The organism is Bradyrhizobium sp. P5_C12, assembly GCF_054049735.1.
The window spans coordinates 240,180-257,694 of record NZ_JBFULU010000006.1; the positions used below are offsets into that span (position 1 = coordinate 240,180).

18 protein-coding genes are annotated in these 17,515 nt (G+C 65.2%); 5 read left to right on the forward strand and 13 right to left on the reverse strand.

The genetic code is table 11. The features are described 5' to 3' along the window. Positions 1 to 46: 46 nt before the first annotated feature. The 4 genes from dctA to ACXJMY_RS08150 all read right to left on the reverse strand — a co-directional run bounded on the left by dctA (position 47) and on the right by ACXJMY_RS08150 (position 3,969). Positions 47 to 1,345 carry a C4-dicarboxylate transporter DctA gene (gene dctA, locus ACXJMY_RS08135; RefSeq protein ID WP_456618789.1) on the reverse strand — a complete coding sequence of 433 codons (1,299 nt, stop codon included), beginning with the start codon at positions 1,343 to 1,345 and terminating at the stop codon, positions 47 to 49. Then, complete coding sequence (locus ACXJMY_RS08140; RefSeq protein WP_456618790.1) at positions 1,342 to 2,226, reverse strand: amidohydrolase family protein; 885 nt, start codon at positions 2,224 to 2,226, stop codon at positions 1,342 to 1,344. The genes dctA and ACXJMY_RS08140 overlap by 4 nt, the downstream gene beginning before the upstream one ends. After that, entirely contained in the window at positions 2,226 to 3,185 is a 960-nt protein-coding gene (locus tag ACXJMY_RS08145) for an amidohydrolase family protein (protein ID WP_456618791.1), read from the reverse strand. The genes ACXJMY_RS08140 and ACXJMY_RS08145 overlap by 1 nt, the downstream gene beginning before the upstream one ends. Positions 3,186 to 3,258: 73 nt before the next feature. Beyond that, positions 3,259 to 3,969: a TetR/AcrR family transcriptional regulator gene (locus ACXJMY_RS08150; protein WP_456618792.1), complete on the reverse strand. Its 711-nt coding sequence runs from the start codon at positions 3,967 to 3,969 to the stop codon at positions 3,259 to 3,261. 115 nt (positions 3,970 to 4,084) lie between these two features. On the opposite strand from ACXJMY_RS08150, the gene ACXJMY_RS08155 reads away from it, so the two are divergent. Both ACXJMY_RS08155 and ACXJMY_RS08160 read left to right on the forward strand, forming a co-directional pair. Next, a complete protein-coding gene (locus tag ACXJMY_RS08155) occupies positions 4,085 to 5,062 on the forward strand; it encodes a tripartite tricarboxylate transporter substrate binding protein (RefSeq protein WP_456618793.1) in 978 nt (325 codons plus the stop codon). Positions 5,063 to 5,075: 13 nt separating this feature from the next. Beyond that, complete coding sequence (locus tag ACXJMY_RS08160) at positions 5,076 to 5,876, forward strand: ABC transporter substrate-binding protein (RefSeq protein ID WP_456618794.1); 801 nt, start codon at positions 5,076 to 5,078, stop codon at positions 5,874 to 5,876. Between the two features lie 12 nt (positions 5,877 to 5,888). Here the strand turns inward: ACXJMY_RS08160 and ACXJMY_RS08165 are convergent, their stop codons facing one another. After that, positions 5,889 to 7,034, reverse strand: coding sequence for a mechanosensitive ion channel family protein (locus ACXJMY_RS08165; protein WP_456618795.1), 1,146 nt, complete (start codon positions 7,032 to 7,034; stop codon positions 5,889 to 5,891). Between the two features lie 127 nt (positions 7,035 to 7,161). On the opposite strand from ACXJMY_RS08165, the gene ACXJMY_RS08170 reads away from it, so the two are divergent. Beyond that, on the forward strand, positions 7,162 to 8,406 hold the full coding sequence (locus tag ACXJMY_RS08170) for a DUF763 domain-containing protein (protein WP_456618796.1): 1,245 nt from the start codon (positions 7,162 to 7,164) through the stop codon (positions 8,404 to 8,406). Here ACXJMY_RS08170 and ACXJMY_RS08175 read toward each other — a convergent pair. From ACXJMY_RS08175 to ACXJMY_RS08185, 3 genes are all read right to left on the reverse strand, one after another. Further along, the gene (locus ACXJMY_RS08175) at positions 8,307 to 9,614 is read right to left on the reverse strand and encodes a cytochrome P450 (protein WP_456618797.1); all 1,308 of its coding nucleotides are present in this window, start codon (positions 9,612 to 9,614) and stop codon (positions 8,307 to 8,309) included. The genes ACXJMY_RS08170 and ACXJMY_RS08175 overlap by 100 nt on opposite strands. A 90-nt stretch (positions 9,615 to 9,704) precedes the next feature. Further along, positions 9,705 to 10,031, reverse strand: a complete 327-nt coding sequence (locus ACXJMY_RS08180) for a hypothetical protein (protein ID WP_456618798.1) — start codon at positions 10,029 to 10,031, stop codon at positions 9,705 to 9,707. Positions 10,032 to 10,232: 201 nt separating this feature from the next. After that, positions 10,233 to 11,006 (reverse strand): ferredoxin--NADP reductase, encoded by a 774-nt coding sequence (locus tag ACXJMY_RS08185; RefSeq protein WP_456618799.1) that lies wholly within the window; start codon positions 11,004 to 11,006, stop codon positions 10,233 to 10,235. Between the two features lie 158 nt (positions 11,007 to 11,164). On the opposite strand from ACXJMY_RS08185, the gene ACXJMY_RS08190 reads away from it, so the two are divergent. Further along, entirely contained in the window at positions 11,165 to 12,361 is a 1,197-nt protein-coding gene (locus ACXJMY_RS08190) for an amidohydrolase family protein (RefSeq protein WP_456618800.1), read from the forward strand. A gap of 119 nt (positions 12,362 to 12,480) precedes the next feature. Next, complete coding sequence (locus tag ACXJMY_RS08195; RefSeq protein WP_456618801.1) at positions 12,481 to 13,170, forward strand: hypothetical protein; 690 nt, start codon at positions 12,481 to 12,483, stop codon at positions 13,168 to 13,170. Positions 13,171 to 13,179: 9 nt separating this feature from the next. Here the strand turns inward: ACXJMY_RS08195 and ACXJMY_RS08200 are convergent, their stop codons facing one another. From ACXJMY_RS08200 to ACXJMY_RS08220, 5 genes are read right to left on the reverse strand one after another with little or no spacing between them, the layout of a single operon-like run. Further along, positions 13,180 to 13,569: a hypothetical protein gene (locus ACXJMY_RS08200; protein WP_456618802.1), complete on the reverse strand. Its 390-nt coding sequence runs from the start codon at positions 13,567 to 13,569 to the stop codon at positions 13,180 to 13,182. Positions 13,570 to 13,612: 43 nt separating this feature from the next. Then, complete coding sequence (locus tag ACXJMY_RS08205; protein ID WP_456618803.1) at positions 13,613 to 14,068, reverse strand: MarR family winged helix-turn-helix transcriptional regulator; 456 nt, start codon at positions 14,066 to 14,068, stop codon at positions 13,613 to 13,615. 16 nt (positions 14,069 to 14,084) lie between these two features. Then, on the reverse strand, positions 14,085 to 14,789 hold the full coding sequence (locus ACXJMY_RS08210) for an ABC transporter ATP-binding protein (protein ID WP_456618804.1): 705 nt from the start codon (positions 14,787 to 14,789) through the stop codon (positions 14,085 to 14,087). After that, on the reverse strand, positions 14,786 to 15,577 hold the full coding sequence (locus ACXJMY_RS08215) for an ABC transporter ATP-binding protein (RefSeq protein ID WP_456618805.1): 792 nt from the start codon (positions 15,575 to 15,577) through the stop codon (positions 14,786 to 14,788). Before ACXJMY_RS08215 ends, ACXJMY_RS08210 begins: the two co-directional genes overlap by 4 nt. Then, positions 15,574 to 17,463 carry an ABC transporter permease gene (locus tag ACXJMY_RS08220; protein ID WP_456618806.1) on the reverse strand — a complete coding sequence of 630 codons (1,890 nt, stop codon included), beginning with the start codon at positions 17,461 to 17,463 and terminating at the stop codon, positions 15,574 to 15,576. The genes ACXJMY_RS08215 and ACXJMY_RS08220 overlap by 4 nt, the downstream gene beginning before the upstream one ends. Between the last annotated feature and the right edge of the window lie 52 nt (positions 17,464 to 17,515).

Consider the following 17,515-nt stretch of genomic DNA (forward strand, 5'->3'; position numbering starts at 1 on the left):
TTCGTAAGCATCATAGGCTCCCTGCTTTATGCAGGCAGCCAATTCATCAGGCCGCGACGGCGGGTTCCTCGCCGTCGAGCACACGCCGCAGGCGCTCGCCGTCGAGCGCGCCTTCCCATTTGGCAATCGCAATCGTCGCCACCGCGTTCCCGATCAGATTGGTCGGCGTCAGCCCCTGTGACATCAGGCGATGGATGCCGAGCACCAGCGCGACGCTCGTCACCGGAATGCTGCCCGTGGCCGACAGCGTCGCCGCCAGCACGACGAAGGCGGCGCCCGCGATCCCCGCCGCGCCCTTGGAGGTCACGAGCAGGATCAAAAGCAGCTCGATCTGCTCGGCGAGCCCGAACGGCGTGTTGGTCGCCTGCGCCAGGAACACCGAGGCTGCGGCAAGGTACAGGCAGGTGCCGTCGAGGTTGAAGGAGTAGCCGGTCGGGATCACCAGCCCGACGACGCTCTTCTCGCAGCCCGCCTTCTCCAGCTTGGTCAGCATCCGCGGCAGCACCGTCTCGGACGACGTCGTGGCGATGCAGATCAGCAGCTCTTCCCAGATGTAGCGGATCAGCTTGAACAGCGAGAAGCCGCAGAGCCGCGCCACCGGACCGAGCGCCACGATGATGAAGATCACGCAGGTGAGGTAAAAGCCGCCCAACAGCTTACCCAGTGAAGCCAGCGAGCCGACGCCGAACTTGCCGACCGTAAACGCGATGGCGCCGAAGGCGCCGATCGGAGCCGCCCACATCACGAAGCCGACAATCGCAAACACCATCTTGGCAGCGATGTCGATCAAATTGACCAGCGGCGCCGCGCGCTCGCCGAGCTGCACCAGCGCGAAGCCGCACAGCACCGAGATGAACAGAACCTGGAGGATGTTGCCCTCGGCGAAGGCACCGATGAACGTCGCGGGCACAATGTTCATCAGGAACGGCACAAAGCCGATGGCGCCGGTCTGCTTGACGTAGGGCTCGATCGCGCTGGCATTGATGCTGGCGGGATCGACGTTCATGCCGACGCCGGGTTTCAGCACATTGATCGCGATGAGACCGATCACCAGCGCGATCGTGGTCATGATCTCGAAATAGACGATGGCCTTGATGGCGACGCGCCCCACCCGTGCCATGTCGGCCATATGCGCGATGCCGTGCACGACGGTGCAGAAGATGATCGGCGCGATCAGCATCCGGATCGCCTTGATGAAGGCGTCGCCGAGCGGCTGCATCTTGGCACCCGCCTCGGGATTGACGATCCCAAGCGCGATGCCGGCCGCCATGGCGATGAGCACCTGGATCCAGAGCTCCTTCCACCAGGCCCGCCCGCGCGGCTTGTCGATCGTCAGCGCCGTCATTCGTCGAACTCGAACAGGCGTGCCGGATTGCTGACGAGGATTTTCTGCTGGAATTCCACCTCCGGCGCGAACAGCGGGATCAGGTCGACGAGGTCGCCGTCGTTCGGCATCACCTTGACGTTGGGGTGCGGCCAGTCCGTGCCCCAGATGACACGGTCGACCGCGGTCTCGACGATTTTGCGCGCGAACGGCACCGCGTCGGTGAAGGGCGGGCCTGCCGAGGAGACGCGTTCGGAGCCGCAGATCTTGACCCAGCATTTTTCATCACGCTGCATCAGCTCGATCAAAATCCTGAACGGCAGCTGGTCGAGCCCCTCGGAGGCCTTCACCCGCCCCATGTGGTCGATGGTGTAGCTCAGCGGCAGCTTTGTCAGCATGTCGGCATATTCGGGCAGGTCGATCGCATCGAAATGCAGATCGATGTGCCAGCCGAGCGGCGCGACCATCGCGACGATGCGGTCGAACACGCGTTTGTCGGGAACGCCGCCGAGATGGCGGACGAAATTGAAGCGGCAGCCGCGGAAACCGCCCTCGTGCAGCACATGAAGCCCGCGCTCGGTGATGCTGTCATCGATATTGGCGACCGCGCGGTAGGCGCCGTTGCTCTGCGCGATGGCATCGAGCGCCACCGTGTTGTCGGTGCCGTGCACGCTGGCATTGACGATGACCGCGCGCTCCACGCCGAGCTTGGCGTGCAGCGCCCGAAACTCCTCCAGCGGCGCATCCGGCGGCGTGTAGGAACGATCAGGCGCATAGGGATATTTCGCCCCGGGCCCGAAGATGTGGCAATGCGCGTCGCAGGACAGCTTCGGCAGCTTGAATTTCGGCGTGCGCGTGTTCGGGTCGGGCGGCGGAATGGTGGGCGTGTACATCATCGTCATCAGGTGAACTTGAACAGGCGTGCCGGATTGTCGACCAGCAGCTTCTGCCGGACCGCGCTATCTGCCGCGTAGAGAGGGATCTGGTCGACGATCTCGCCGTCGTTCGGCATGATCTTGACGTTGGGATGCGGCCAGTCGGTGCCCCAGATGACACGATCGGGCGCATTGTCGATCAGCGCCTTCGCGAACGGCACCGCGTCGTGGAATGGCTTTCCGGCAGCGGAGGCGCGCTCGAGGCCGGTGATCTTGACCCAGCACTTCTCGTCGTTCTTCTGGAGATCGAGCAAGGCGGTGAAGCCGGGATCGTCGAGCCCCTTCCCCGCCTGGACCGTGCCCATGTGATCGATCACATAGCGCGTCGGCAGCGCGCTCAGGATGGGCGCGAATTCGGCGATCGTGCCCGGCTCGAAATAGACGTCGATGTGCCAGCCGAGCTCGGCGACGCGGTGAACGATGCGCTGGAACTTGGTCATGTCGCCGACCCCGCCGAGGCGCTTGAGGAAGGCGAAGCGGCAGCCGCAGATGCCACCCTTGTCGAGCGCAGCCAGTTCCTTCTCGGACATCTCATCATTGACATTGGCGATGCCCTTGTAGGCACCCTCGCTCTGCGCAATGGCGTCGGTGACGACGCGATTGTCGGTGCCGTGCACGGTGGCATTGACGATCACGCAACGCTCGACGCCGATCTTTTCGTGAACGCTGCGGAACGCCTCCAGCGGCGCGTCAGCCGTGTTGTAGGGCCGGCTCGAAGAGAACGGATAGCGGGACGCCGGCCCGAAGATGTGGGTATGGCTGTCGCAGGACTTCGGCGGCAGCTTGAACGACGGCGTCTTGGGATTTGGATCCGGCGGCGTGATCGTCGGGATCGCCTTCGGCTCCACCGCCTGCGCATGCACGTCGGCCACCCACGCGGCTCCGGCCAATCCGGTCAAAAGATGCAAGCACTCCCGCCTGTTCATTTCCTCAACACCCAGTCACGTGGTCCGTTTGCGAGCGGAAACGCGAGACCGCGCCACCCCTCGACGGTTTCTTTCAAGTCTTGCTGCTGACGGCCGGCCGCCGCCGCGCGGGCGCGGCCTGATCCAGCGCCGGCGCCTGGAACGCGGCGACGGTCGCCTGCACCAGCTGCTCGATGGCACTGGCTCCATCGCTGCCATCGGCCTCGCCGCGCGACAGGCGCGAGACGCGGTCCGGCGTCACCAGCGAGTAATAAAGTGCGCCGAGCAGGAAATGGCTGCGCCAGACGATGTCGGTGCGCGGAATGTGCGGCAGGCTGTCGTGGATCGCGTCGATGAAGGCGTGGCTGGTGTCGTCAAAGGTCTGCGCGATGATTTTTCGCGCGACCTCATTGCCCTCGGCGGACATCACGGCACGCAGCCGCGTGAAGCGCGCCCCGCCGCCGGCGAGATCGCTGCCCGAGGTGAAGGCCGGCACCACATAGGCCCGCACGATCGCTTCCAGCCGATCCTGGAGATCGCGCACGCGCTTGGCGGCGGCGAGCAACTCCGAGCGGCGAAGATTCATCGGCCCGCAATGGCGCCGGTAGATCTCCAGCAGCAGGCCGTCCTTGGTCTTGAAATGATAGGTGACGCTGCCGGGATTGGCGCCGGCGGCCTGCGCGATATCGCGCACGGATACGGCGTTGAAGCCGTTGGTGGCGAACAGCTCCTCGGCCGCGGCGAGGATCGCCTCGCGCATGTTCGGCTTACGGGCCGTTTCCTTGCTGGTGGGCTTGCGTACCATGTGATTTGTACTATCGTACAAAAGATCAGGTCTCGTCAACAAAAACCATGGGCGGGGTCCGGGACGGTTCGAAAGACCGCCGCAGGACGCGAACGCCCTCTAGGAGTGCTGGACTATGCTGGGTTTGAACAAGAAGATCGGCGGCTTGCTGCTGGGTGCCGGTCTGCTGCTGGCGAGCACCGCCGCGCCGGCCGACAACTATCCGAGCAAGCCGGTCCACATCCTCGTGCCCTATGCGGCCGGCGGCGCGGTCGACGTGCTCGCGCGGACGCTGGGTCAGGCGCTGGCTAAGACCTGGGGCCAGCAACCCGTGATCGACAACCGGCCCGGCGCCGGCGGCATCGTCGCCTCGCAGGCGCTGACGCAGGCCGCGCCCGACGGCTATACGCTGATCCTGGTCGCCAGCGGCCATCCGCTCAACCAGTTCATCTATCCGAGCGTGCCCTATGACACGTTCAAGGATTTCACCGCGATCACCGAAGTCGCGTCGTCGCCGCTTGCGATCGTGGTTGCCAAGGACAGCCCCTACAAGACGCTCGGCGATCTCCTGGCGGCTGCAAAGAAAGAGCCGGACAAACTCTCCTATGGCATGTCCGGCAACGGCACCTCGGCGCATCTTGCCGGCGAGCTCTTGAAATACATGTCGGGCACCAAGATCGTCGCGATCCCCTACAAGGGCGGCGCACCGGCGCTGACCGCCGTCATCGCCGGCGAGATCCCGCTCAGCGTCAATCCACTTGCCGAGGCGATCGGCCAGCTCGAAGGCGGTCCGGTGCGCGCGCTCGCGGTCACTTCCGCCGAGCGCTCCAAGGCGCTGCCGAATGTCCCGACCGTCGCGGAGTCCGGCGTGCCCGGCTACGACGTCTCGGTCTGGTGGGGTGTGCTCGGTCCCGCCAAGATGCCGGCGGAGATCGTGGCGAAGCTCGAAACCGATTTGAAGGCGGCGTTGCAGGACCCGAACGTGCTGTCGACACTCGGCAAGATCGGCGCGGCTCCCGTCGGCTCCTCCGCCAAGGACTTCGAGGCCTACATGCACGCCGAGGCAACCAAATGGGAGCCGGTGCTGAAGGCCGCCGACATCCGCGCGCAATGAGGCGGCTCTTCACATGAAGACCCTTCCTCATCCTAGGCGCCTTGCGCGCACCCCCCTGCTCGCCGCCGCAGTCATCAGCTTGCTCGGTGCACCCGCGCACGCCGACGGCGAAGCAAGACTGCTGGCGCCGAGCGGCAGCCTGCGCGTCGGCATCTATCCGGGCAGTCCGACCTCGATGGTCTCGGACGCGGCCGGCCAGCCGCACGGCCTCGCCTACGATCTTGGCGGCGAGCTGGCGAAGCGACTTGGCGTGAACGTCGACTATGTCAGGTTCCAGCGCGTCGCCGACATCGTCGCCGCGATCCACGACGGCCAGGTCGATTTCACCGTGACCAACGCCACGCCGGCCCGCGCCAATGAGGTCAGCTTCAGCCAGACCGTGCTGGCAATCGAGCTTGGCTATCTCGTCCCGGCGAATTCGCCGATTAAGGCGGTCGAGGACATCGACCGCCCCGGCGTGAAGATCGGCGTCACCAAGGGCTCGACGTCCGAGCGGACCCTGCCGACAAAATTCAAGACCGCGACCGTCGTTCCCGCCGAAAGCGTCAAGGTCGCGATCGCGATGTTCGGCCGTGGCGAGATCGATCTCTACGCCACCAACAAGCCGACATTGTTCGAGATGTCCGACCAGATGCCAGGCGCGAAGCTCCTCGACGGCAATTGGGGCGCAGAGCACCTGGCCATCGCCATCCCGAAGGGACGCGAGAGCGCACTCCCGTTGCTCAATAGCTTTGTGGCAGAGGAGCAGTCCTCCGGCGCGCTGGACACGATCCAGCAGCAGGCGGGCTTGCGCGGCGCCGCGAGGGCTCAATAGGAGGCCGCCCGTTCAATTGCGCGCGTTCGACCGCATCTTCTCCGGCGCAGCGGGCTGCCGCAGGAATTCGGTATCGTCGCCGCCTCCCGACGGAATCAGGATCGCGCGTTCGCGCGGCAGGGCTTCCGGCATCTCATCGCGGATGAAGGCGATCAGCTTCTCCCGCATCTCGCAGCGCAGGTCCCAGGATTGCGGCGCGTTGCGCGCACTGACCAGCGCGCGAAGCTCGATGGTGCGTGAATCCGCGTCGATGACCTGGAGATTGACCACCGCGCCATCCCAGAGGCTCGAATCCTTCACCGCCTCCGCCAGCCAGCGCCGGATGCGCGGTACGTCGGCGCGGTAGTCGACATGGAGCGCGATCACGCCGATCAGGGATGCGGTGTCGCGGGTCCAGTTCTGGAACGGCTTTTCGATGAAATAGGACAGCGGCACCACCATGCGCCGCCAGTCCCACAGCCGGATCACGACATAGGTCGAGGCGATGTCCTCGACCCAGCCCCATTCGTTCTCGATGATCACGGCGTCCTCGATCCGGATCGGCTGGGTGATCGCGATCTGCAGGCCCGCGATCAGATTGCTGAGCAGCGGCCGGGCGGCAAGACCGACGATGATGCCGGCGGCACCGGCGGAGGCAAACAGGCTGACGCCGTATTGCTTCACCGAATCGAACGTCATCAGCGCGGTCGACACCGTGATGATCACGATGATGGTGTCGGTCACACGCTTGAACACGCGCACCTGGGTGACGTGCTTGCGCGCGACGAAATTCTCGGTGACATCGCGAAAGTTCTGGAGATAGCGCGCCGCGCTCATGTCCACGATCCGGATCGATATCCACCCGATCAGCGCGATGAAGGCGACCACGAACAGGCGCATCAGCGGCGTACGAATCGTGTCATCGAGCGGCGCCAGCGGAAGCACCAATGCGACGCCGGCAAGGCATAGCGCAAGCTGGGCCGGCCCGGCGGTGCGTTCGATGAACACCTCGAGGAGCGGAAGCCGAATTCCAAACGCCCGCGTCAGGAGCCAGACGCCGACCCGATAGACGAGCAGCGCAAGCAGGATCGCGCCGGCGATCAGGCTGAGACCAACGAACCACGAAGGTATCCAGCCGAGCATCTTGTCGATCTCGGCCGTGACGATCTGCAGATTCATCGGTGTCCCCGCCATTGCGATCGAGTCTGCGCTCAACGCCTTTCCGGCGTCTTCGCTCCCCTCGTTCAGTGCAACGCAGCATTCCTCACGTGCAACCGTCGCCGAACTGCGCTATTTCTGGGCAATCATGACCAGACGAACCGGCAGCGCCGACCTTCCCCTGCACACCGGCCGGGTTCCGCCTTGGCTCGCGACCCGCATGGCTTCGCTCGGCGCGATCGTGACTGAGGCCATCGTGCATCATTACGGGCGCGATGCGTTTCTCCAGCGGCTGTCGCACCCGTTCTGGTTCCAGTCGTTCGGCGCCGTGATGGGGATGGACTGGCACTCCTCGGGCATCACGACATCGGTGATCGGTGCGCTGAAGCGCGGTCTCGGCCCGCTCCAGGATGAGCTCGGCATCTATGTCTGCGGCGGCCGCGGCCAGCATTCGCGCAAGACGCCGGATGAATTGATGCAGCTCGGCGACCGCGTCGGTTTCGACGGCGCGAAACTCACCCGCGCCAGCCGCCTGGTGGCAAAGGTCGACAGCGCAGCGGTGCAGGATGGTTTTGATCTTTACCTGCACGGCTTCTTCGTCACCGCCGATGCCAAATGGACGGTGGTGCAGCAGGGCATGAACGGCGACAAGCGCCAGGCCCGCCGCTATCACTGGCATTCCGAGGCGCTGAAGAGCTTTGTCGATGCGCCGCATAGTGCGATCGACGGCCCCGAGCAGGGCGAGATCGTCAATCTCACCGATCATCGCGCCTGTGTCTCGCGCACCGCGCAGCTGGAGCTGCTGTCCGACCTCGGCCCGGACCGCATCATCGCCGAATTCGAGCGGCTGAACGGGACAGAGCCCGCCCAGGCGATGTTGCCCCATCTGATCATGCCCGCCCATCACGACGTGCGGCCGAAGGACGTGTTCGCCCGCCGCCTGCACGGCACGCTGGCCGCGGCCGCCGAACGCGGCCCGGTCGACTTCCCTGAGCTGCTGCTGACGCCTGGGGTCGGCGCGCGCACCGTGCGCTCGCTCGCGATGGTCGCCGAAGTCGTGCATGGCGCCCCCTATCGCTTCAACGATCCGGCGCGCTTCTCGCTCGCCCATGGCGGCAAGGACCGGCATCCCTTCCCCGTCCCGATCAAGGTCTATGACGAGACCATCCGCGTGCTGAAGGGCGCGATCCAGAACGCGAAGCTCGGACGCGACGAGGAGATGCAGGCGATCAGGCGCCTCGACGATCAGGCCCGGCGCCTGGAACGCACCGCGCAGGGGCCATCGGTCGAGGCCTACATCGCAGGCGAGCGGGCCGCATCGCCCGAACTCGACGGCCGCTCGGTGTTCGGCTGGGAACGCGACATCGTAGGATCGCGGAAATCGGCCGGCTGACGGTCCGCTGCGACGACCGGCAGCTTCGCGATCGCACGGAGACCCGGCCGCTTGCGCCAGTGAATGTCCTCGGGATCGACGGCGAGGCCGAGCTTCGGCCATCGCACGAACAGCGCTTCCAGCGCGCAGGCCGCCTCGATGCGCGCGAGCTGATGGCCGAGGCAGAAATGAATTCCCGTTCCGAACGACAGGTGGCGGTTCGGCTTGCGTTCGAGATCGAGCCGCACAGGCTGGTCATGCACCGCCGGATCCATGTTCGCCGCGGCGAGCATGACCATGACACGGTCGCCCTTCTTCAGGCGCACGCCATCGAGCTCAACGTCACGCCGCACATAGCGCGGCTTGGAGAACTGCACCGGCGAGACGAATCGCAAAAATTCCTCGACGGCGAGCGAGATGCGGCTCCAATCCTCCTCCAGCCAGTCGCGAAGGCCGGGATTCCTGAGCAGCTCGTAGACCGAGCCGCTGATCAGATGCGTGGTGGTCTCGGAGCCGGCCGCCAGCAGCAGAAACACCATCGACACCATTTCGTCCGGCGTGATCTGGCCGCCCTCGCGCTCGACCTGGACCAGCTCGGCGATCAGGCCCTCGCCGCCGTGCAGCCGTGCAAGCTGCAACTGCTCTCCGAGATAGGCTCGCATCTTGCGGAATGCGAACAGCAGCCGGAAGAAGCTGACGACATTCGTCAGCGACGACATCTTGTTGGCCCAGGCGATGAAGCGAGCGCGGTCGGCCACAGGCAGCCCCAGCAGCTCGGAGATCACCGACAGCGGCAGGATGCGGGCGTAGGCCTGGACGAGATCGGCGGGACTTCCCTTCGCGAACAGGTCATCGGCAAGATCGACGGCGATGGCGCGGATGCGCGGCTCCATCGCGACGATCGCACGGCGGCGAAAGGCCTCGTCCACGATGCTGCGCAGCCGGGTGTGGTCCGGCTCGTCCATGGTCAGCATGTTGTTGGCGATGGTGGTGACGAGTTTGGGCATCCACCAGCGCAGGCCGGCGACCTCGCCGCCCTCCTTGCGCAGCGTGAATGTCGCGCCGTCCTTCAGCACCTGCGCGGTGGCATCGTGCGTGGTTGTGATCCAGACGTCGCCGACCAGGGGAAAACGCGTCGCGACCACGGGGCCGGACGCGCGCAGCGCCGCGATCGCCTTGGGCGGATCGCGGAAGAAGGCCTCGCTGGTGAAATCGAGGCGCGGTGGCATGGGATCACCGGAATGGTTGGTGGCGCCTCAACCAGATGGTGTGCGCGAGGCGACGCGCAAGAGCCGGAACCGCGGAGAAGAGAAGATCGCCTATCCGCGTTCCGGCGGGCGGTGGCCGGTCTTGCGCTGCTGCTGGCTGGTATAGGCGTCCCAATGGCTCCAACTGCCATTGCTGAGGCTCTGCAGGTCGGTGCCGAGCGGCCTACGGGTACGCTTGTCGTGATCGGCGATGGTGCGCTCGGACTGCGCGATCTTGCGCTTCAGTTCCGCGATCGTCTTCTGGGTCTGGCCGGCGCGCTTCGATGAGGCGATCTCGCCCATCGTGAAGCGCGCGGTCTCGAGCGCCTTCAACTCGGCGCGGTTCTTCTTCAACTGGACCCGGTGCCAGGCGATGTTGCTGTCGCTGTCCGCAACCATGTGGGAACTCCGCTGATTCGCTCCCACAGTGTATCGTGCGCAGAATCGGCCCCGCAACGCCCGTGCGAGGGCGAAAATGCGGTCTTCTTGCGCAAGAATTCTGGACCCATAGCGTTTTCGAGCGAAGTGGGTACCGGTTCGCGTAAAGAAAACGCGTCAGAATAAGACTCTAGAGCCTGTTCCGCTTCAGCGGAACGGGCTCTAGCGCTCGGCAAAGGCCTTTTCGACCACGAACTGGGCCGGCTCGCCGTGATTGCCCTCGACAAAGCCGCGTTCGCCGAGCAGCACGCGCGTGTCCGCGACCAGCGCCGGGCTGCCGCAGATCATGACGCGATCATGGGCCGCTTCCAGCACCGGCAGGCCGATGTCGGCAAACAGCTTGCCCGAGGTGATGAGGTCGGTGATGCGGCCGCGGTTGCGGAAGGGATCGCGGGTCACGGTCGGATAGTAGATCAGCTGGTTCTGGATGTACTCGCCGAGCAGTTCGTCCTTCGGCAGCGTCTCGGTGATCATCTCGCCATAAGCGAGCTCCTTGACGTGACGGCAGCCATGCAGCAGCACCACCTTCTCGAAGCGCTCATAGGTCTCGGGGTCCTTGATCACGCTCAGGAACGGCGCGAGGCCCGTGCCGGTGCCGATCAGATAGAGGTTGCGGCCCTCTTCGAGATTGTCGATCACCAGCGTGCCCGTGGCCTTGCGGCTGACGATGATCTCGTCGCCTTCCTTCAGGTGCTGGAGCCGCGAGGTCAGCGGGCCGTCCGGCACCTTGATCGAGAAGAACTCCAGCGTGTCCTCGTAATTGGCGCTGGCAACGCTGTAGGCCCGCAGCAGCGGCTTCTCGCCGACCTTGAGCCCGATCATGGTGAATTCGCCGTTGCGGAAGCGGAAGGTCGGGCTGCGGGTGGTCTTGAAGCTGAACAGCGTGTCGGTCCAGTGGTGGACGCTCAAAACGCTTTCCTGGTTGAAATTGCTCATCTCACCTTCCCTGTCGCTGCCTTGCGGTTCCGGGGCGAATGTCAGCTATGCGTCGTTTGTATACGATCATTCGTATACTAATGAATAATCCGGCTTGATCCCGCGGTCAAGGCTGCCCAAGATCGAAAGCGTTGCAGTTAAGGACAAGGACCCCTTCCATGGCGCATGACGCACCCCAGGCCACCGGACCTTCGAAGCTCGTGATCCGCAATATCGGCCTGATCCTGTCCGGCGCCCTGGAAAAGCCGATCCTGGATGGCGACACCATCGTCGCCGAGAACGGCAAGATCACCGCGATCGGCCGCTTCAAGGATCTCGACACCGAAGGCGCGACCACCATCGTCGAGGCCAACGGCACCACCGTCGCGCCGGGCCTGATCGACAGCCACGTCCACCCAGTGGCGGGCGACTGGACGCCGCGCCAGAACCAGATCGGCTGGATCGACAGCAACCTGCATGGCGGCGTCACCACGATGATTTCCGCCGGTGAGGTTCACATGCCCGGCCGCCCGCGCGACGTCGTCGGCCTGAAGGCGATGGCCATCTTCGCCCAGCGCGCATTCTGGAATCTGCGTCCGGGCGGCGTGAAGGTTCATGCCGGTGCGCCCGTGATCGAATGCGAGATGGTCGAGGAGGATTTCAAGGAATTGGCCGCGGCCGGCGTCAAACTGCTCGGCGAGGTCGGCCTCGGCGGCGTCAAGGACGGCCCCACCGCGCGAAAGATGGTCGGCTGGGCCCGCAAATACGGCATCCAGAGCACGATCCACACCGGCGGCCCCTCGATCCCCGGCTCCGGCCTGATCGACAAGGACGTGGTGCTGGAGGCCGACACCGACGTGGTCGGCCACATCAACGGCGGCCACACCGCGCTGCCCGACGACCAGATCCGCTGCATCTGCGAGGGCTGCAAGCGCGGGCTCGAGATCGTTCACAACGGCAACGAACGCTCGGCCCTGTTCACTCTGCGCATCGCGCGCGAGATGGGCGACCTGCATCGCGTCATCCTCGGCACCGATGCGCCCGCCGGCTCCGGCGTGCAGCCGCTTGGCATCCTGCGCATGGTCTCGATGCTGTCATCGCTCGGCGATTTGCCGGCCGAGCTCGCCTTTTGTCTCGCCACCGGCAACACCGCGCGGATGCGGCAGCTCGATTGCGGCCTGATCGAGGTCGGCCGCTCCGCCGATTTCGTCATCATGGACAAGGCGCAGCATTCGCCCGGCAAGACCATTCTGGAGAGCGTCCAGCTCGGCGACCTCCCCGGCATCGGCATGACCATCATCGACGGCATCGTGCGCACCCAGCGCAGCCGCAACACGCCGCCCGCGGGCAAGGTGCCGGAGGTGGTGGCGAAGTGACGGAGCGGTTCGCCGCTCCGTATGGCCTCTCGAACGCATTGAACAAGTCGCAGGCCTGTTGCGTCTAATGCAGGCAGCCCTCGGCGGCGGCAGTTCATTGCTGGACCATCGAGGGAGACATGAGGAGTTCGTCGCGGATTGCCGCCGGAGTGGCCGGTGCGGTGGCAGGCTTCGTCGCCACGCTCCTGCTGCTTGAGCTCGTCGGTTTCGACAATCGCGCGGATCCGATCACATCGGGCCTGTTGGCACTGTTTGTATTCGCTCCGGCCGGTGCGATCGCCGGTCTCGTGCTGGCGACCAAACTGGCGATGCGTTCCGGCAGGGACGGCAACACCGGCAGCCTCGCGCGCAACAGTCTGAAGGCGCTCGGCGTCGTCGTCCTTCTCTGCGTCGCCACCGGCACCGCCTACTATTTCTACGCTGTATCAACGGCCACGCCCTGGCTTAACCCGAACGCCGCCACCCCGCTTCTTGTGTTCGAGGTTCGCCTCCCCGCCGGAGCGACAATGCCGGCGTCGGCACGCAACATCGCCATCGAACTGCAAACCGACCTCAACACCATGCCGGGCGAGCCAAGCGTCGATCGCCTTCGCCGTGATGGCGACAGAGCAGTCATCGCAGGCGAAGTCGAACTCGCGTTCCGGACCTCGCACCGGCAGCTCGCCGTCAACATTGAAGGTCAGCCGAACCGGCTCTATCCGATCGGAATGTCCGCCAAGGCCCCGCACACGGACGAGTTCGGGCCGTGGCAAGCGCAGCCCGACGGCAGCGAGATCCGCTACCGGGCCAAATGGCCGGGAAAAACCTGATCGCCTCAGTCAGCGTCGCTTTGGAATTTCACAACGCATGTAGAATTGCCGCTTGGCCTGCCCGACCGGCCCGTTGTCGATCACCAGCCTGCCATCCGCCGCGACCGAAATCCGCGGATTGGAGCGAAACTTCTCCCCCTCACCTTCGCAGGCGAGCCGCATCTTCCAGCTTTGCTTTCCGTCAGCGGTGATCTCGCTGGCGCGGCAGCGTGTCTCGTACCAGTACAGGCGGTTGCCGCCCTCGATGCTCATGCGGTTGGGACTGTCGTCATTGCGGCAATCCCTCTTGGTGGAAGCCCAGAACCCCTCATAGGCCTGCGCCGCCAGGACCGGGGCGCAATTGGCCGCCAGTGCCGCGCCAACGCTCACGACCATCGCAAATCGCGTCGCCACTCTCATTCAGGAAATCCTCGATGACGTCCTCATCGAGGTTAGTCGCCCGTCACCGCAACTTGTTCAGCAGCGCCATCAGCATCTCGCGTTCCCTGGGCTCGAGCGGCGCCAAGGTTTCGCGGGTGATTGCGAGCGCGTTCGGCGCGACTTTTTCCGCAAGCTGCTGGCCGGCGCGCGTCAGGCTCACCAGCAGCCGGCGACCATCTTCAGGGTCCTGGCTCGTCTCGGTCAGGCCACGCGCCGTCAGCCGGTCGATGACGCCCTTGATCGTCGCGACGTCCATCGCCGTGAGCCGCCCGAGCTGGTTCTGCGAGCACGGCCCGGTCTCGGCGAGTTTCGACAGCGCCGCCCATTGCGTCGGCGTGATGTTGGTGCCGATGTCGCGGGCGAAGATTGAGCTGTGACGCTGCCAGACTTGGCGCAGGATGAAGCCGACCTGCTCGTCGAGCACATAGGGGGGCTTGGCCTGCTTGACGCCCTTTTTCACCGCGACGCTTCTCGCCATCGACTACCGGTTCCCTTCACAACGACAGATGCGCATCACGGATATCCGGGCGCGCATCGAGCTCGGCCATGGTGCCGCCGAAACAGATGCGGCCGCGCTCGATGATATAGGCGCGATCGGAGATCAGCCGCGCAAAATGCAAATTCTGTTCGGAGACGACGATGCTGACGCCCTCCTTCTTCATGGTCAGGATGGCATCGACCATCTGCTCCACGATCTTCGGCGACAGGCCCTCCGACGGCTCGTCCAGCAGCACCAGCGACGGATTGCCCATCAGCGTCCGTGCGATGGTCAGCATCTGCTGCTCGCCGCCGCTCATGCGGCCGCCCGGGCGGTTGCGCATCTCGCTCAAATTCGGAAACAGCGCGAACAGCTTTTCGCGGGTCCAGGATGGCGCGTTCGGACGCTTTGGCTGGCGGCCGACCTCGAGATTTTCCTCGACCGTCAGGTCGGTGAAGATGCGGCGCTCTTCCGGCACGTAGCCGAGACCGCTGCGCACGATCTCGTGCGTCGGCCGCACCGAGACGTCCTTGCCTTCGAACACGATGCGGCCCGAGCGCTGCGCCACGAGGCCGACGATCGAACGGAACGTCGTCGACTTGCCGGCGCCGTTGCGCCCGAGCAGGGCCACCACCTCGCCCTCGCCGACCTCGAAACCGATGTCGAACAGGATATGCGCCGGGCCATAATGGCTGTTGAGCCCTTCGACCGTGAGCTTCATGCCGATGTCCCCTCGCGATGGCGGGAATCGTAGACGAGGCCCTCGCCGAGATAAACCGCCTGCACCTGCGGATTGCCGCGCACCTCGGCCGGCGAGCCCTCGGCAATCAGCGTGCCGCGGTTGAGCACGATGATGCGGTCGGCATGCTCGAACACCACGTCCATGTCGTGCTCGGTGAAGAGCACGCCGATCGACTTTTCCCGCGCGATCTGCGCGGTCAGACGCATCAGGTCGACGCGCTCGCGCGGCGCCATGCCGGCGGTCGGCTCGTCCATCAGCAGCAGTTTTGGCTCATTGGCGAGCGCCACCGCCAGCTCGAGCCGCTTCAGGTCGCCATAGGCGAGCTCGCCGCAAGGACGGTCCGCATAGCCGCCCATGCCGACCAGCTCGAGCAGGCGGCCGGCCTCACCACGGTCGAAGTTCGGCGCCGCGCCCCAGAGATTGAACAACTGCTTTCCATGCGAGATCAGCGCGACCTGCACGTTCTCCCGCACGGTCATGGTGGCGAACGTTGCCGTGATCTGGAACGTGCGCCCCACTCCCATCCGCCAGATCTCGCGCGGCTTCTTCCCCGTGGTGTCCTCGCCGAGCAGGCGGACATGCCCCGTATCAGGCTTGTTCTGGCCGTTGAGCATGTCGAAGCAGGTGCTCTTGCCCGCGCCGTTCGGGCCAATCAGCGCCAGAATCTCGCCGGCGCGCAGCGAGAACGAGACGCCGCGCACGGCATGAATGCCGCCATAGGATTTGGTCAGACCTTCGACCACGAGAAGTGGGGGTGCGACGCTCATTCGGCAGACCCGATCGGCTTGGCAAGCAGAGTTGACCCCGGCGGCGACGTGCTCTTGCGCCGTTGCGCGAGCATCTCCAGCATGCCGACGATGCCCTTGGGGAAGACGACCACGATCAGCACGATGAAGCCGCCGAGCACGAGCTTTGAAAGATCGGTCTGGCTCACCAGCCAGATGTTGAGCGCCTTGTAGACGATCGCGCCGATCACCGCGCCCGACACCGTCTCGACGCCGCCGAGCAGCACCATGACCAGCGCATCGACCGAGAGCGAGATGCCGAGATTGTCGGGAAAGACGCTGCCCTTGAGGTAGGCGAACAGCGCGCCACCGATGCCAGCGGTCGTGCCCGCGATCACGAACGCCGTCCACTGCATGCGTTTGACGTTGACGCCGATGGCTTCGCTGCGCAGCGCCGAATCGCGCGTGGCGCGCAGGCCGTAGCCGAATGGAGAGAACACTGCGACGCGCAGCGCGACCGTCACCAGCGCGGCGACGCCGAGCGACAGCCAATAGAAATGCGACGGGCTCGCCGCCCATTTTTCCGGCCACACGCCCAGAATGCCGTTGTCGCCGCCGGTCACGCTCACCCACTGGAACGCGATCGACCAGACGATCTGCGCGAAGGCGAGCGTCAGCATGGCGAAATAGACGCCGGAGAGCTGTACCGCGAAGAAGCCGAACACGGCGGCACCGAGACAGCCCAGCAGCGGTCCGAGCAGCAGGCACACGATCATCGGCAGCCCCGCCATCTTGGCGAGGAAGGCGACGCCATAGGCGCCGAGCCCGAAATAGGCGGCATGGCCGAACGACGCGAGCCCGCCAACCGCCATCAGGAAATGCAGGCTGACGGCGAAGATCACGAAGATCGCGATCTCGGACCCGACGGTCAACGCATAATTGCCGGCGAACAGCGGCAGCGTCGCCGCGATGACGAGCACTGCAAGCGCGGCCAGCCGCTCGTTCGACGTCAGCGGCCGCCAGGGATTGACGGTGAGGCCGGGCGTCTTGCGGGCGGGTGCCTCTGGCCGGCCGAACAGGCCCCAGGGCCGCACGATCAGCACCACCGCCATCACCAGGAAGACCAGGATGATGGAAATTTTCGGGAAGATCAGGATGCCGAAAGCGTTGAGCTCGGACACCAGCACCGCCGCCACGAAGGCGCCGATGATGCTGCCGAGGCCGCCGATCACGACGACGACGAAGACCTCGACGATGATGCGCAGGTCCATGGCGTGATGCACGGCGTCGCGCGGGATCTGGAGCGCGCCGCCGAGTGCGGCGAGGAAGACCCCGACCGCAAACACAGAGGTGAACAGCCATTTCTGATTGACGCCGAGCGCTGCGACCATGTCGCGGTCCTGCGTCGCGGCGCGCACCAGCACGCCCCAGCGCGTACGCTGGAACAGCAGCCAGAGAACGCCGAGCACGACCGGCCCGAGCACGATCAGGAACAGGTCGTAGCTCGGGATGTTCTGGCCGAAGAAATCGACAGCGCCCTTGAATCCTGGGGCGCGGCGGCCGACGAGATCGTCAGGTCCCCAGATCAGCACCACGAGATCCTCGACCATCAGCGTCAGGCCGAAGGTTGCGAGCAGCTGGAACAGCTCGGGCGCGTGGTAGATGCGCCGGAGCAGCACCATCTCGACGATGACGCCGATCAGCGCCACGGCAAGTGCTGCCACGACAATCGCGCCCCAGAAGCCGAATGCGCCTGAGAGGCGCTCGGTCAGCGTGAAGGCGATATAGGCGCCGATCATGTAGAAGGCACCGTGCGCGAAATTCACGATCCGCGTCACGCCGAAGATGATCGACAGGCCCGACGCCACCAGGAACAGCGACGCTGCGCTGGCGAGACCGGTCAGAAACTGTACGACGTAAAAGGCCATCGGCGGTCCGGGTTGGGTGTTGCTTCACCTCTCCCCGCTTGCGGGGAGAGGT